The 14,674-nt window shown below is 61.4% G+C and carries 14 protein-coding genes and 1 pseudogene; all 15 read right to left on the bottom strand.

Annotated elements, in window-relative coordinates:
- Window positions 1–125, bottom strand: a 125-nt coding sequence (locus tag BUA39_RS08945; RefSeq protein WP_165610517.1) for a transposase, incomplete at its 3' end; no start/stop codon positions are given.
- A 63-nt stretch (window positions 126–188) separates the two neighbouring features.
- A pseudogene (locus BUA39_RS08940) lies at window positions 189–1,760 on the bottom strand (YobI family P-loop NTPase); the annotation flags it as partial.
- A 242-nt stretch (window positions 1,761–2,002) separates the two neighbouring features.
- Window positions 2,003–2,584 (bottom strand): rhomboid family intramembrane serine protease, encoded by a 582-nt coding sequence (locus tag BUA39_RS08935; RefSeq protein ID WP_072793029.1) that lies wholly within the window; start codon window positions 2,582–2,584, stop codon window positions 2,003–2,005.
- 148 nt (window positions 2,585–2,732) lie between these two features.
- Window positions 2,733–3,269 (bottom strand): hypothetical protein, encoded by a 537-nt coding sequence (locus tag BUA39_RS08930; protein WP_242648567.1) that lies wholly within the window; start codon window positions 3,267–3,269, stop codon window positions 2,733–2,735.
- Between the two features lie 155 nt (window positions 3,270–3,424).
- A complete protein-coding gene (locus tag BUA39_RS08925; protein ID WP_072792875.1) occupies window positions 3,425–4,153 on the bottom strand; it encodes a DUF736 family protein in 729 nt (242 codons plus the stop codon).
- A 125-nt stretch (window positions 4,154–4,278) separates the two neighbouring features.
- Window positions 4,279–4,581, bottom strand: coding sequence for a hypothetical protein (locus BUA39_RS08920; RefSeq protein ID WP_072792874.1), 303 nt, complete (start codon window positions 4,579–4,581; stop codon window positions 4,279–4,281).
- 100 nt (window positions 4,582–4,681) lie between these two features.
- Window positions 4,682–5,143: a DUF6915 family protein gene (locus BUA39_RS08915; protein WP_072792873.1), complete on the bottom strand. Its 462-nt coding sequence runs from the start codon at window positions 5,141–5,143 to the stop codon at window positions 4,682–4,684.
- Between the two features lies 1 nt (window position 5,144).
- Window positions 5,145–5,531: a DUF6878 family protein gene (locus BUA39_RS08910; RefSeq protein WP_072792872.1), complete on the bottom strand. Its 387-nt coding sequence runs from the start codon at window positions 5,529–5,531 to the stop codon at window positions 5,145–5,147.
- Window positions 5,532–5,652: 121 nt separating this feature from the next.
- The gene (locus tag BUA39_RS08905) at window positions 5,653–9,915 is read right to left on the bottom strand and encodes a strawberry notch-like NTP hydrolase domain-containing protein (RefSeq protein WP_072792871.1); all 4,263 of its coding nucleotides are present in this window, start codon (window positions 9,913–9,915) and stop codon (window positions 5,653–5,655) included.
- A gap of 106 nt (window positions 9,916–10,021) precedes the next feature.
- Entirely contained in the window at window positions 10,022–10,297 is a 276-nt protein-coding gene (locus BUA39_RS08900; RefSeq protein ID WP_071974127.1) for a type II toxin-antitoxin system RelE/ParE family toxin, read from the bottom strand.
- Window positions 10,284–10,583 (bottom strand): type II toxin-antitoxin system RelB/DinJ family antitoxin, encoded by a 300-nt coding sequence (locus tag BUA39_RS08895; protein WP_044353023.1) that lies wholly within the window; start codon window positions 10,581–10,583, stop codon window positions 10,284–10,286. The genes BUA39_RS08900 and BUA39_RS08895 overlap by 14 nt, the downstream gene beginning before the upstream one ends.
- A gap of 104 nt (window positions 10,584–10,687) precedes the next feature.
- Window positions 10,688–11,344 (bottom strand): DUF6927 domain-containing protein, encoded by a 657-nt coding sequence (locus BUA39_RS08890; protein WP_072792870.1) that lies wholly within the window; start codon window positions 11,342–11,344, stop codon window positions 10,688–10,690.
- A gap of 102 nt (window positions 11,345–11,446) precedes the next feature.
- A complete protein-coding gene (locus tag BUA39_RS08885; protein ID WP_072792869.1) occupies window positions 11,447–12,040 on the bottom strand; it encodes a regulator in 594 nt (197 codons plus the stop codon).
- A gap of 78 nt (window positions 12,041–12,118) precedes the next feature.
- Window positions 12,119–14,101, bottom strand: coding sequence for a ParB/RepB/Spo0J family partition protein (locus BUA39_RS08880; RefSeq protein WP_072792868.1), 1,983 nt, complete (start codon window positions 14,099–14,101; stop codon window positions 12,119–12,121).
- A 160-nt stretch (window positions 14,102–14,261) separates the two neighbouring features.
- Window positions 14,262–14,651, bottom strand: coding sequence for a DUF3768 domain-containing protein (locus tag BUA39_RS08875; RefSeq protein WP_072792867.1), 390 nt, complete (start codon window positions 14,649–14,651; stop codon window positions 14,262–14,264).
- Between the last annotated feature and the right edge of the window lie 23 nt (window positions 14,652–14,674).

Below are 14,674 nucleotides of genomic sequence, written 5' to 3'. Positions count from 1 at the left end.
ATCCATTTGTTCAGCGTCGACATACCAACACCCAGATCGTCAGCAACCTGCTTGCGCGTCAGCCCACTGGTTAACGCGATGCGCACCGCATCTTTGCGGAATTCGTCCGTCCGTTTCAGTCCCATAGTTCGTCTCCTTTGCTGCAGTAAATGCTATCAAAGGAGCGGCATCAAACCGTGACAGGTCCATTCTGGATCGATGCTTGCTTGCAAACCAGAAATGTTTTGTTGGCGTCGGCCTTGGTTGAATGTGTTATAGTGAATGCTCTGTGTATTGATGAGCTCATCGAATTCTTCGTACTCGGATAGCTTGGCAGGTGCCACAAACTGTTGTCCATTCCTACCGACGCCGGACACATTGGCTGGTAACGACTCTAGGAGCGCCATTGCGTAGATCCGTCTGAGCTCACGGATGTCCTTCGGGACCTGCTTTTCAGCCGCTTCGATGCCGCGTTCAAGCTGCGCGATCTCAGATCGATGACTTTGTTCGCGAGCGGCGATGAGTTCGTCCTTGCGCCCCAAGATTCCGGCAAGATGTCCTTCGCCGCGGTGGAGCCTTTCAAAATCCCTCGGGTAGACGTTCTTATAGATCAGCACGGCAAGAAGTTTTGTGGCGTCGAGAACGTTTTCGCCATCTGTTTCCAAGTTCGCGACGTAGATCGCGTACTCGTTGAAGATGTTGTGGATGAGGCGAAGGTCACTTAGATAGCGCGACACTTCGCGTAGGAATTGCTGATCGAGACTTCCGTCCAACTCCAGCCGACTGCCCTGCGCCAGAACCATATCGATCGAGTTCGAACTGTTGATGATTGGAATGACTGGGATGATGAACTCGAAGAACTTGGTCCGGTCTGTATTAACAAATATGTCGTCGCGTAGTGCATAGAGGAATCTAACCTTACGCTTTACTCCCACATTGCCGTTTACGAGACTGTTGATCTCGCGAAGAGTGACAAAGATGTCGGAATCCTCGAAGCGATCTAGATCCTCCACGACGACGAGGTCGTATCGAGTCGACTGGAAGAAGTATACAATCTCATCAAGGTGACGATTGAGGATAGAATCCTGATCCTCCGAGGACGGCCTTATTTCAATGTCTTTCAGCGAAATGCCTTTTAGCGACAAGCCAAAGCTGGCCACGTAGAAGTGATGGATTGCGGACCAAAGAAATATCAGCGCGAAAGCTGTTATCGAGATGTCTAGCCAATTCGTGAAATCGAAGGGCTTGAAGTACGATCCGTCAAAAATCCCGTTGCGATTGTGAAACGCATGCCAGACAGCGAGTATTCCGGAAAGAATGTAAAGTGAGCGGAAGATCGACCAGAAACTTGGCGATTGGATGCGTTTGAAGCGCGAGAGCGGCAGTTTGTCTGCATCTGCGCCATAGAGCAATTGCTGGAGTATGCTCCGCTCAATCTCCTGCCTGGTCACTGTGCGTTGTTCATCGCCTGCTTCGGGCAAAAAGGCGGCAAGCGAGATGTGCAAGGCCTTGCGGGGATAGGATTTCAGGAACGAACGGATGATGCTGCTTTTGCCAGAACCATAAGGCCCAGTAAGAGCGATGTTTGAAACGTCAGGGCTCTCAGTCGCGAACGCCAAGGCGGCCGAATACACCCCTCCTTGGTCTGCTTCATCGGTGGGGGCAAGATCGACGAACTTCGCGGGCCCCTTTCCAGATGCAGATATTCGGCGCAACGTCTCGGCTAATTTGAAGAGCTTATCGGAGATCCAGAGGAAGATTTTGGCGCGACTGATATACATGAAAAGCAGTCTACCATGTCCACAAAATTTTCCCAGCCAAGTTATGGACTTAGTCGACAACGCTAGTAAAATTCTGAAGCTTGGCGCGGCCGCAGCGAAATCGCGCTTCGTCCCGAGTCTGTGAGTTCGCTCATCTCCAGATTTCGCACGCGCGGCAAATGGCCGGTAAGCGGGCTGCGGATGCAGCATCTTGACTGGTCGGTGAACGTAAGCATTGGGCCGATCACGTCTGGCGTACGGCTTCAGTCCAGATCGACGCCGCCGAGGCGCGGCACATGGACATGCGTCCGGACAAGGGCTGCAGCGGCCGCGCCCGCGATGGCGCTGAAGAGATGCGCCTCCCACGAGACGCCGGGTTGGCCCGGAAGAACGCCCCAGAGAATTGAGCCATAGAGGACACCGACCACCAGTGCCGCGCCCAGCGTGATCAATGAGCGATCCACGAAGCCGCGCGCGACGAGGAAGCCAAACCAACCGAAGACCAACCCTGACGCACCGATATGGATGGCGGAGCTTCCGAACAGCCAGACGAGTCCGCCGCCGAGGCCGATCACCACTGCGTTCACCGGCAGCAAGGCCCTCGTGGTCGTGGCCACCAGCAGCCCACCCATCACCAGGAGCGGCGGCGTATTGGCCATCAGGTGCGCGAAACTTCCATGCAGGAGGGGCATGGCGATGACGCCATCCAATCCGCTGACGTGCCGGGGGATCAGGCCGAAGGCCGGGTTCAAGCCGTAACCGATGATCCAATTGACGAGGTGAATCGCCCAGAGCAGTGCGACAAAGGCGACAAGCGCTGCGGCGCGCCGGAAGAAGGCGCGCATGTGATCCCGGTTCATCATGTTGGCGACAGTAGACGTCACCACAGCGCCTTCAACGGCTTCCGCACGCTGCACAGGGTGCCACCTCCGGGAAAGGGGGTTTGAGGCGGCCAACTTGGTCAAGGCCCAAGGCAAGAGAACGGCCTCGATCTTACACGGTGTTCCCCGGACGAAAGGGCTGCGGTTCACGCTCGGGGCGCTTCAGGGCTTCGGCGGATTTGCGGGCATTGTCATCGATCGTGCTGTGCCAAAGCTTCGAGACGAAGGCCCGGGCGTCTTGGACTGTCATGTCTTTCAGCGAAGAGGACAGCGCCATGAAAAGCTCATCCTCGCTAATCGCGGCGGCGCGGTGCATGGCATCCGCGTAAAATGACGGGTCGTTGAGAACCTGCTCGCGCAGCGGCATCCGCGCGAGGTTCTCCTCCGGGATCGCCATGAAGATCGTGTCCTGAACTTCGGTCAGATAAGCGCGGCGCGATGTGGACACCGGCTTTCCCGCCGCCTTGGCCTCGAGAAATGCCTGCCTTGTCCTGTCGAGCTTTGCCCTTGCATGGGTCATGATGACATCACGCTTGCGGTCAAGCAGCGCAAATCCGGTGCAACGCTCGATATGAGCAAGAAGCTCTGCAACCTCTGCCTCTACATCAAAGCTCTCGAACCACGGAGCTTTTCCCAGTCTCGCCACCATGCGCCTACCTTCGTCCATTCAATAATATATTATCGTATATCATATTCAGCAGATCGCAAGCAGATGGCGCCCGTCATGCAGCCAAACATGGAAAAAGGGGAACCGTGATCCCACGGCTCCCCTTTCGATTCAGATCGTCTCCCCTCGCGCGCCGATTAGGCGACCAAGGAGAGCCCCGCGCCCGCGTCCTGCGGCTGCTCACCGCTGTCGATGAACGGGATGATCGAGAAGGTCTGCCCGCCGCGCTGTTCTTCGTTCTGCACGGCGTTGACGCGCAGGTCGCCATCGGGCGTGTTGATCAGAAGCGACAGGTAGTCATTGCCCGTGCGGCTGCTTTTCGCCATCCACGCCGAGCCGACGCGGATCGGTGTGCCCCGGGGCGAGCTGACCTCGATCCGGTAATCGGGGTGGGTTTCCTCGGATTTGTAGCTGTTCTCGATCAGCATGAACTCCAGATCGAACATCATGTTGGCGATGTAGCCAGTGAAGGCGTTGTCCGCGTCCATGGCGGTGAGCTCGCCCGAGATCGAGCCGGACTTCATCAGGCCGTTCGAGACCAGCGGGATGATCTCGAATTCGCCGCTCTGGGCCGCGCGCGCCTGTTTCGTCTGCACCGCGTTGATCCGGAACGGACCCAAACCGACATCGATCTGCATCGAGATGTAGGGGTTGCCGCTGGTATTGCCGGTCTCGTTCCAAGCCGTCCCGATGCGCACCTTGCGGCCTGTTTTGTTGACTGCCGTCACGTCAAAATCCGGGCTGCGTTCGGACATCTTGGCCCGCGCCTCCAACTGGATGGCGATGTCAAAGCGCGTCCCGTGGATCATGCCGGTGTACTGAGCGGCTGCGGTCTCGACATTGCGGGTGAGGGTTCCTGCGAACATGGGATAGTTCCTTCTTGGATTGGCCGCTGCCTGACGTCCTTGCCAGCGCATCCGGGATTGCTTGCTCGACCCCTTGAGGGATCACAAATCAGAAAGCCTGCTTTCCTTTCAGCCCCGCCCAAGGGTCAGAGCTGCCGTCCGAGTGGGAATGCCCCCGCGCCTTCGGGTGCTACGCCCCTCCCCTGCCCGTCTGGTCTTGATTGGCTGCCCGGATTTTCTGCGGCGTCCTTCGATTGCGCGACGAAGAACTCCGTTTCTTTTCCGTTCAAACGTTGCCCGCTCCGGTCTGTCAGGCCGATGCAGCTACCATTCGGCACATAGGTGATGAGGTACTGACCGAGCCGGTCCTTGTGGACAACGTAGCCGGTATTGGCCCAGTGCACGGTCTGCCCGGCATCCACGGCGGCCTTGATTTCATCGAGTGTCATGCGATCCTCCTCAAGAAGACTGGTGGGTAAACGCCGCAAGAAGCCCGATCTTCCGACCGGGCTTCTATGCAGCATTCGTTTGGCAAACGACCGAGAGCTGTCAGGCGCTTTGCGTGGCTTGCGTCGCGCGCGCCGCCATCCAATCTTTCAGGCCAAGAACCGTTCGTCCGGCGGCGACCTCGGAGGCCCAGGCAACCCTTGGATCGCCGCAGGGCTCCTCGCTGACGTGCTGCTCGATATGGCCATTGGCCATCCATGGCTCAGGCTGTATGCGTCGCAGCCAGTCCGCCATACTCGGGATACGGCCTTGGCAGTCTTCACGGATATGCTGCTCGCCGATCCAGCGCACGGGGATGTCCCGACCTGCGCTATTGGTCAGGGTCAGACCGAAGACACGTTCAGCATCGAACAGACCTTGGGTATGGTGGCGCAAGGCCCGGTGCGTGAAAAGCGCGAGGTGCTCTTTCGAGGCGTCAAACCAATCGTGGACGGCCTGATAGTCAGACGGCACCCCGCCGAACTTCCGGGCAGAGCTTTCGGCATGATGAAGCGGATGGGCCATCTCAAAGCCCCTCGTCATAGCTGTGCGAGCATTCGACATAGCGGTCGGCGTGATCGAGGGTGATGCTGTCGGCTGCGATGTCCCAGGTCAGCGTGCCGAAGCCGCCCTCGTTGTTCTCGAACCCCGGGTGATGGTGATAGGCGAGCGACCAGGCGAAGTCGCCCACTGCGGTGACAAGCGGTTCCGGCAGTTGGACCTCTGCAGGCTGCACAATCACATCCTCGACATTGCCGGAGTCGCCATAGCCTTCGTATTCGGCAGTGATCTCGCTGACGCCAAGCGCGCGCAGTTGCGCGATCAGTTCCGCTCGGGTTGCTTTCAGGGTGGTTTCGCGCTCTGCACGCCACTGAGCCGCCATTGCGGCATAGTCGATCTGGGGATTGGTCATGGGTCTGTCCTCTTGTCTGAATTTGGGTGGCCGGGCGTGGCATTGGTCTGCCCGCGCCCGGAAAGCGCAGCCCGGACAAACCCCGATCCGCGACGCCCGACCGAAAGCTCGCTTTGACATTTCAGGCAGCTTGTTCTGCCGATCCAGCGGCTCGCTGGCCCACGATCCGGGCCAGAATGGTTCCCGTGTCGATCCCGTTCCCATGCGGCAGGAACACCCGCAGCTGGAAGGCAATGATCTCGGTGAAACACCCCATGGCCTTGAGGCCTTCGATCATGCTCTTGTCGGCGCCGCCCAACTCAAGGCATATCTCGCCTGCGACCCGGCGACGGGTCAGGGTGAGACCCCGGCCCAGATCGACAGGCGCGGTGGTGCCGAGGGCGGCGGTCAACATCTCCTGCGGTGTTTGCGGGTTGGACACGAGGAAGCGGGCGCGCAGCGCGGCCGCGCCTTGCTCGCTCAGAGTCCGCCCGATCATTGCGGTCGCCCCGTCGGGCGTGACCCGGTAGATGCGCTCATTGGTGGTCGGAATGTCCTTCCAGATCGGCAACAGCAGCCCTGTCAACAGGTAGAGCTTGGTCGTGGTGGTCTTGGGCAAGGAGGCAGCCTCGGCATCCCAAAGCCTTGCAAACTCGGGCTTACCGATGTTCTCCCAGGCCGAGGACCCGAACCGCGTCTCCTCCAGATAGCTCGACCCGTTGGGCCGCACCGCCTTGCGCATCAGCGTGACAATGTCCTCGTCATACATCTGCATAGGGCGCGCCGAGATGAGCGCCGCGCGGCCGGAGGCGCGATTGACCATCGGCAGCTTGTCCGGATTGCGCGATATGGCCTCTTCAGCGCCCAGGACATGGACCGGGTCCGTCACCTCGAGCCCGATGATCCGCGTCACGGCGCCAGATTTCGGGCAGGTCCAGAGATCCTCTGTGGAGACCTGCTCGATCTTTTCGCCACGCAGGGTTTCCACGCCGAGATCGAGCGTGCCCGCCGCGCGCGCCCGTTCAGTCTGATCGGCAATCCGGCGCATGAACTCGGCAAAGAGCGCGTTCTGCATGTGGATGGGCAGGGCCAGAACCCGGTTCAGAAACCGCTGGATTGGGGGAAGCTCCTCGAGAAGCACACCGTCCTTATCGATCAGCCGCAAAGCGGTCCAATCGGTAAAGCTCTCGTAACTCATCGCCTCGGCGCGCCCGGCGGCAAGATCGGCGAAATACCCGCGTAGCGCCGCCCGTGCGATTGGGCTTTCGAGATTGTCCTCCTCGCGGAACATCCCCTGCGAGCCGGTCTCGCGCTGGCCCTTGGTCAGGGCCCCCAGCTGGTCGAGGCGTTTGGCAATCGTCGAGGTGAAGCGTTTCTCGCCATGCACATCGGAGGTGCAGACCCGGAAGAAGGGCGCGCTGACCTGGGCCGAGCGATGCGTGCGACCGAGCCCCTGGATGGCCGCATCGGCGCGCCAGCCGGGCTCCAGCAGGTAGTGCCGCCGCCGTTTCTGGTTCTTCGCCGTTTGCGCCGCATGATAGGAGCGGCCTGTGCCACCCGCATCCGAGAAGATCAGGATATCCTTCTCACCGTCCATGAAGGCCTGGGTTTCGGATGAATTGCTGCTGGCGGCGCGCTTTTCGATGAAGAGATGACCATCCTCGGCCTTGAGGGGCCGGATGGACCGCCCTGTGACTTCTGCCACGGCCTCGTCGCCAAAGGCCCAGAGGATCTGATCGAGCGCCGAGGGGATCGGCGACAGCGTCATCAACTCCATCATGGCCGCGTCACGCAAAGCGAGCGCCTCGCGCGAGACAACGAGCGCGCCGGTCTCATCCCGCAAGGGTTCCGCGACCATGTTGCCGTCGATCTCGACCAGTTTCTGGGCGTGGATCGGGAAAGCCTGCTCGAGATAGCCCAGAACATAGTCGCGCGGCGTCAAGGCACCCTCGACGAGCTCATCTCCCGCGTCCATCGTCTCAAGCCGACGTTTCAGCAGGCTCTCACCCGTTGAGACCACCTGGATGACGCAAGCCTTGCCCGCCACCAGATCGTCCTTGATGGCGCGCATGATGGTCGGCGCCTTCATGCCCATCAGAAGATGGTTGAAGAAGCGCTGCTTCGTGCTCTCGAATCGGGACTTGGCCGAAGCGCGAGCGGCCGAGGCATTGGTCTCGCCAGAGGCGTCGTTAACGCCGGTCGCCGTCAGCGCGGCTTCGAGATTGTGGTGGATCGTCCGAAACGAAGCCGCGTATGCGTCGTAGATCTCGATCTGGGCCGGAGTGAGCGCGTGTTCGAGCACGTCATACTCCACCCCATCAAAACTGAGGGCGCGCGCCGTGTAGAGCCCGAGCGTCTTGAGATCACGGGCGACCACTTCCATCGCCGCGACACCGCCGGCTTCCATCGCTGAAACGAAGCTCTCGCGGCTTGAGAAGGGGTATTCAGGCCCTTGCCCCCAGAGCCCCAGCCGCGCGGCATAGGCCAGGTTGTGCACGCTCGTGGCACCCGTGGCCGAGATGTAGAAGACGCGGGCGCGGGGTGCTGCCAGTTGCAGCCGCAGGCCAGCAAGGCCCTGCTGGGAGGGTTTGACCCCCCTGCCCTGCTCGGACCCTGCCGCGTTCTGCATGGCATGGGCTTCATCAAAAGCCAGCACGCCTTCAAAGTCTTCGCCCAGCCAGTCGAGGATCTGGCTCAGTCGCGTGGTGCCGCAATTGCCCGCGGACCGCAGCGTGGCGTAGGTCACGAAAAGGATACCGTCACCCATAGGGACTGGCTGGTCCGGTTTCCATTTGGAGAGCGGCTGGATGTCGGCTGGCGAGCCGCCGAGATCGGTCCAGTCGCGGATGGCGTCCTCGATGAGCGTGGCGGATTTGGAGACCCAGATCGCCTTTCTGCGCCCGGCCAGCCAGTTGACAAGGATGAGCCCCGCGCATTCGCGCCCCTTGCCGCAACCGGTGCCGTCGCCGAGGAAATAGCCAAGGCGATAGGCCCGTGCATCCGGGTCATCATCGGCGCGCGTCAGCTTGGCCTGGTCATCATCGATCGTGAACCGGCCCGGCAGGTCACGCCCATGGGCATCATGGGCCATGATGATGGTCTCGAGCTGCGCCTCGGAGAGATGTCCCTCCTCGATCAACCTCGCGGGCAGGCGCAATTCCGCACTGGCGGCACCTGAGGGCGCCGGCGGGGCCACAGAGGCCATAGCGATGCTCTCGACGAGCGGCGTGGGATGTTCCTGCGCACCCGCGATCTCGATCCGCTGCGGACGGTAGCGCGCATAGATGTCCGAGACCGGCGTGTTGTCGCGCGGGGCCTCAAAGCTTGTGAAGCTGAGCGAACGGACGGCATTGGCCCGTGGTTTGGAGGCGGCGACAGGCGCAGCGGCGGTCTTGCGCGGAGCAGAGGATGGAACGGTCGGCCGCCCGTGAGGGATCACCGCCGCCTGTTGTATGGGGCGCATCTCGGTCCGGGTTGCGGCCACGGCATCGACATATGCCAAGGCTTCATCCAGATCCAGCACAGGGACGCTGATCATCTCGCCGACCTCCTGCACCTTGTCGAAGACCATGAGCTGGGTTTCGACAGAGGTGCCGAGCTTGCGGTAGACCTGCCCTGGCATCGGCAACGCCAGGCGCGGCGTGAGCAAACCGCAGGCGCGTGACCAATGCGCGGCATCGCGTTCGGGCGTGAATCCCGGCGGCATGATCGCCACCAGCCGCCCGCCGGGTGCCAGACGCTTGGCAGCCGCGACGAGATGTTTGGCGGCGATGTGCTTGTCTCGGGAGCGATCGACCGAGGAGGCGAAGGGCGGGTTCATCACCACCACGTCGGGCAGAACCGGCGTCTGCAGCAGATCGTCGATATGCTCGCCGTCATGGCCCGTCACCTCGCCGCCGAAAACCGCGCGCAGTAGGCGCTGGCGAAAGGAGTCGATTTCATTGAGCACAAGCGTGGCACCGGCCCGGGCGGCGAAAGCAGCCAGGGCACCAGTGCCAGCCGAGGACTCCAGCACGGTTTCGCCCTCGCGGATCGCCGCGGCCCGCAAGACCAGCGCCGCAAATGGCAGCGGCGTGGAAAACTGCTGCAGCCGGATTTGCTGCTCGGAGCGGCGGGTTTCCGTCAGGAGCCGCGAGGCAAGCAGCCTTGCAGCGGCGATGTCACCTGAAGCACCTTCCCCACGCAGCAGCACCTGAACAGCCGCGGCCTGCATCAGGTCATATGCCATGCGCCAGTCCCAGGCACCGCCGGCATCGCTGCCATGAAACGTCTCGCGCATGATGCGCGCCAGCGCTGAGCTGCGCAGGGGTTGGTGGTCGATCTCCGTGCCGATCTGCGCGAGGGCAGAGGCGAGGTTAGCGTCGGAGATTGAGAGAGCCGGATTTGCCGGTTTGGGCTTGGTCATGGGGATTTCCTTTGGATCAGGGTCTGAGTTCCAAAGGACAAAAAGCCCGCTCTACACTTTGAAGGCGTGGAGCGGGCAATTTCTTAGCGGGGGGCCTGCACCCCGATCATGGCCACTGCTGCGCAGCATGAAGAACGCGCAAAATGGTCACCATCTCAGGGCTTTCAGCATAAACCACGATGTAGTTCGGCCGAACAACCATCTCCCTAGTCCCGTCCACACGGCCCGCCCGGTACATCTGAGGGCGTTCTGGAAGGAGGGACGTCTTGTGTTCAATCTCGTCTTTGAGAACTTGGGCGGCATCCGGGTTGTCGTCAGAGATGTAGTCAATGATTGCCAGCAAGTCGGCTATGGCCGTGGCTTTCCATTCAAGATTTGGCAAGGCGCTTCCCGTCAATCAATGCCTGGGCGTCTTGCATCGCCTTGGCATGGGGCGTTGTGGGCCTTGGATCGTCCAAGGCTTCCTGTACCTTCGCCCTGAACCAGGCGTCATAGGCATCCGGATCAGCAGTCAATCCGGCAGGCAAGCCGCCTTCTGCGGCCACGCGGGTCAGAAGAATACGCACCGCGTCGGAGAGCGTCAGACCGACGCCCGCAAGTGCGTCCGAAGCCTGTGCTTTCAGCTGATCGTCAACACGGACATGAAGCATGGATGTTTGGGCAGGCATGGATGGTCCTCCAGTTGGTGGGAGTGATGTATCTCATTTGAGATACGGTTTCAAGTTGGCAGTATGTGTGCACGTGGTCCCGTGGTGTTGTCTCAGCGGGAAACTCAGCCACCCTGCCCCGCTAGGAACTCCGCCAGCACAGGACTGGCCTCGCCTTTTGCGGAGCTGAGCAGCTCCGAGCCCGCAAGCGAGGCCTTCGACAGGCGTACGAGCCAACCGGTTTCCTCGATGCGGTAGCAGCGGCGTTTTTGCCGCCCACGCCTGTAGTGCGTCGCGGTGACGATCTGGCAGGTGCTGCCATCGGTGAGCGTCACGGGTGCTGCGAGCCTGATCTTGTCGCCTTCCTCGTAGTCAGGGATCGAAGCCCAGTCCCGGCAACGCTGGCGCCAGGCATGGGCGTAGCTGTCAGGGTCCTTCAGGTCGGAGAGAAGCGCCAGAAGGCTGAGCGGCGCGCGGGACTCGACGGGGCCGGCGCTTTCTTCCATGTCCTTGTAGCCCCAGCAGCCGTCATCGTATCGGGTGAGGAAGACAGCCCCGAAAGTGATGGAGCCATCCGGATCGGTCACATAGGTTGCGTCTTCGACAGCGGCGCCGTCGAGATTGGTGACCCTTGCCGCCGCATACCAGGTGGAGGCGACCTTGCAGGCCTTGACCAGTTCGGTTTTGCGCGTGTCGCTCTCGAAGCTGCAAAGCCGGGCGATTTCCGCTTTCTCATCTGCATAAGTCTGGACGCGGCGGTCCGTGTAGAAGAGCCATCCCATCTCAGAGTCCTTTCTCTCATTGGGGAAATTGTTGTCGCCAATGTCCCGAGAGGGCCCCAGGCCCAGCAGGGTATTGGCGATGCGTGTTTGAGAAAGGGCGCGTTACGCCGCCCTCCGGTCATCGATTTCCATCAGCGCATCGAGCGGCACGCGGTAGGGCTGCATCGCGTCAAAATCCTCGCAGTTTCCAGCGTTCTGAACGATCGCGAAGGTGTCGCAGGCATCCTTGAGGATGACCCGAAAGGTGCCGCCGAGGCCCGAGGGTACTTCGTAGGTCCCGCCGATGAGATAATCCGAGGCCCGGCGCACGAAGACGCGGATGCTGTGGCCATCGGTGGCGAGCCGGATGGCCCCTCGCCCCCGGTCGATGAGCACCTGCACGTCATCCAGGATGTCGGTGTAGAACTGGCCGGTCAGATCGCGAAACGCCATGCGGCGCTGCGCCATCCAGTCGGTATCCCGAAACGGGTTCATGCCATCGGCAAACGCAAAGGAGGGATTGGCTTGCTCGGTGGTGACGATGCGGGTGGTCGTGCCGTCGATGCCGTTCGAGCGCAAATGCACGCCATTGCCGACGATGAGGATCAGGGCCGGCCTGTCCACGGGCCCGTTCCAGTTGGACAGGAAAGTTTTGCAGGCGCGCGCATGTGCGATTTGCGCCGCAACGGCTGAGGCAGAGAACTTGAGAATAGCCATGGGGATGTCTCTCTGTTCGGTGTGGGAAAGGGTCGACCCGCGCGGGTGGCATGGCCCATGCGCAGGTCGCGTGAGGGCTCAGGCCGCTTGGGCGACCTCGCTGCCAGGCTCCGGGGTTTCCACGATCGGCGCCGTTTCATCAGAAGCGACACCGGCCGTCTGCATCATGGGCGGACACCAGGCGGCCACGGCAGCGCGCTGCGCGTCCGTGAGCGTGGCGAAAGGCTCGGCGAAGAGCTTGTCGCAGAAGGCGACGATCTCCTTCTTGCTCGACGAGGCGAGCGTCACCGCCTCCTGGGCGAGGCCTAGATCCTCGCCGAGGATCTTCAGGAGCCAGGCCTTCTTGAAGCGGTTGAAGAGCGCTGCGTTCGGCGTCCAATGGGCGCGGATGTCAGGCATGATCTCGATCTCGAAGTCATGCATAAGGCTGTCGCGCTGGCGGTCTCGCGCGAAACAGGACTGCGTGGTGCTGGCCGCGGCATAGGCCAAAAGCTTTGCCTTCTTACCCGCATCGAGCGCGCGAAACGCCGCAAACTGATCGGCAGGCGAACGCGTGTCATCGAGCCAGGCCAGATCAAGCGCAGCATGCGCCGCCGCCACTTGCTCGAGCGAGGTCTCGTCGATCTCGTCCATCTTGGCATGGCTGCGGTATTCCTTGCGGGCCTCGACCTTGATGGCCTGCGTGACGCTCATGCCGCTGGCCAGAACGTCACTGACCAGCTTGAAGAGCGTCAGATCGAGCGTGGCTTCCGCATGCAGCGCCATTGCGGCGCCAAGGGCCATCGCCCGCTCGGTCTTGAGGTCTTCGGCCAGCGAGGCCGGATAGGTGATTTCGCCGGCGTCCGGGGCCTCCTCCCCCGTTGGGTTGCTTGAAGAGCCACGCGCGCCCTCCTCTTTGACGGTGTCCTCAGGGCGCACGAGGCCCACATGGAGCGTCACCTGACCGTTCGACCAGGACGCGACCACGCCTGCACGGGCCAGATCCTCGGAGCTGTAGGCCTCCTGCAGGTCGCGGGCTTCCTCTTCCAAGGCATCCACGCGGTCGTAGAGCGCATTGTAGGCATCGTCTTCGAGCCCTTCATCCTCCATTTCGAGCTGCAGCTTCTCGAGTTCTGCGGTGATCTCATCGACGCGCTTCTGGGCCGCTTCATCCGGCTCAATCGGGCCGGGATAGACGCGGCCATAGTCCGCCATGGTCGCGTAATCATAGCGCACCACCGCATCGGCCCAGGCAAAGCCCAGTTTTGCGCGGGCCTCTTCGGCGGCGGCACCGAGCTTCTCGAGCAGGATGGTCTCGACCAGTGCTGCATCCTCAAGCACGGAATGCTCTTCCAGAAGGTCAGCCGCGACAGCACCGCCCCGCGCCTCGTAGTCCGCGCGCACAAAGGCCCCAATATCATCGCTGACCTGCACGCCGCGGGATTGGAGCGCTTGACGCACGGTATAGGCCTGAAGGTAGCTGTCCTCCTTGGTGAGCGCCTTGTAGACCTCCTTCTGCACCTCCTGGCTCGGGTGCTCGGCAAAGGCCTTCATCGTGTCGAGCGTGATCGTCTTGGCCCGGGCCGCGGCGCGGATGTCGGGGTGGATCAGGCCATAACGCAACCGGCCTTTGACGGCGGCAACCGTCGTGCCGAAGGTCTTTGCGATGGTCTCGGGCGTCTGGCCGTCGACTTCCATCATCCGCGCGAAAGCCTCGAACTCGTCAATCGCGTTCATCGGCGTTTGCGTGATGTTCTCAGCGAGCGACAGCGCTGTGGTCACATCGCAATCCTCGGGCACGATGCGGCAGTCGATCTTGGTCTTGGCGGTAAAGCCCTTCGCGGACATGTCCGAGATCAGCTCCTTCAGCGCGGCGTGACGACGACCACCCGCCAGTACGGCGTATTTGCCGTCGAGTTTCTGGACCAAGAGCGGCTGGAGGAGACCCAGCACCGCGATGCTGGCTTTCAGATGCGCGATGTTCTCGGGGTCATAGGTTTCCGGGGAGTTACTACGCACATTTGCAGGGTGGGCTGTCAGATCGCCGATGGCGACGGAGACGGGTTTGAAGCTTGCAGTCATGGGATGTCCTTTTCGGTTGATGAGGTGTTGCCCGCGCGTTCACGCGCGTAACCAATCCCCGGAATCGGGGATCATCACGACAAAAGGCCCGCTTTGCCCTATTGAGGGGCAGCGGGCCTTCATCGTCTCAGATGTCAGGGGGGAGGAGTCCCCTGCCCTTCTACCAGTCGCGCGCCAGCATGATGGTCAGCACGCGCATGGTGGTGGCAGGATTGTCCGGGGTCTCAGCCCCGTAGCGGAAGTCGGAATCTGCTTCGTACAAATCCAGTTTCCAGAACACCGTTTCGCCCCGGATCTCGACCGCTCCGAAATCATGCCATCCTTCGGGATCGTTCTCGGGCTCGAAGGTCTCGAACTCCCCGGTCGCCTTCACCGCCTCGGCCATGAAGCCGTCGCCGGCCTCCATAAGCGAACGGGTCACATGCATGCGGCCCTGGATGGGCTGCGCGAGCGGTACTCCAAGGCATGCGAGCCTGCGAAATGCATCGTTCTGCGCCGCGATCACACTCGGATCCGGGCATTCTGTCTGGGGCTGTGCAGTGATGGTCATAGGGCTCTCCTTTGAGAAGTTGA

Origin of the sequence: Cognatishimia maritima (assembly GCF_900129685.1) — a bacterium.
GTDB lineage: Bacteria > Pseudomonadota > Alphaproteobacteria > Rhodobacterales > Rhodobacteraceae > Cognatishimia > Cognatishimia maritima.
The sequence above is the reverse complement of the archived record's forward strand: the minus strand, read 5'-3'. Positions and strand labels throughout refer to the sequence as shown.

What these genes read in the sequence shown, in the direction of transcription:
- BUA39_RS08920 (WP_072792874.1), bottom strand. Translation starts at nt 4,581, where the DNA reads ATGACACTCGATGAAATCAAGGCCGCCGTGGATGCCGGGCAGACCGTG.
- BUA39_RS08930 (WP_242648567.1), bottom strand. Translation starts at nt 3,269, where the DNA reads ATGGTGGCGAGACTGGGAAAAGCTCCGTGGTTCGAGAGCTTTGATGTA.
- BUA39_RS08910 (WP_072792872.1), bottom strand. Translation starts at nt 5,531, where the DNA reads ATGACCAATCCCCAGATCGACTATGCCGCAATGGCGGCTCAGTGGCGT.
- BUA39_RS08875 (WP_072792867.1), bottom strand. Translation starts at nt 14,651, where the DNA reads ATGACCATCACTGCACAGCCCCAGACAGAATGCCCGGATCCGAGTGTG.
- BUA39_RS08925 (WP_072792875.1), bottom strand. Translation starts at nt 4,153, where the DNA reads ATGTTCGCAGGAACCCTCACCCGCAATGTCGAGACCGCAGCCGCTCAG.
- BUA39_RS08890 (WP_072792870.1), bottom strand. Translation starts at nt 11,344, where the DNA reads ATGGGATGGCTCTTCTACACGGACCGCCGCGTCCAGACTTATGCAGAT.
- BUA39_RS08880 (WP_072792868.1), bottom strand. Translation starts at nt 14,101, where the DNA reads ATGACTGCAAGCTTCAAACCCGTCTCCGTCGCCATCGGCGATCTGACA.
- BUA39_RS08915 (WP_072792873.1), bottom strand. Translation starts at nt 5,143, where the DNA reads ATGGCCCATCCGCTTCATCATGCCGAAAGCTCTGCCCGGAAGTTCGGC.
- BUA39_RS08885 (WP_072792869.1), bottom strand. Translation starts at nt 12,040, where the DNA reads ATGGCTATTCTCAAGTTCTCTGCCTCAGCCGTTGCGGCGCAAATCGCA.
- BUA39_RS08905 (WP_072792871.1), bottom strand. Translation starts at nt 9,915, where the DNA reads ATGACCAAGCCCAAACCGGCAAATCCGGCTCTCTCAATCTCCGACGCT.
- BUA39_RS08895 (WP_044353023.1), bottom strand. Translation starts at nt 10,583, where the DNA reads ATGCCTGCCCAAACATCCATGCTTCATGTCCGTGTTGACGATCAGCTG.
- BUA39_RS08935 (WP_072793029.1), bottom strand. Translation starts at nt 2,584, where the DNA reads ATGCGCGCCTTCTTCCGGCGCGCCGCAGCGCTTGTCGCCTTTGTCGCA.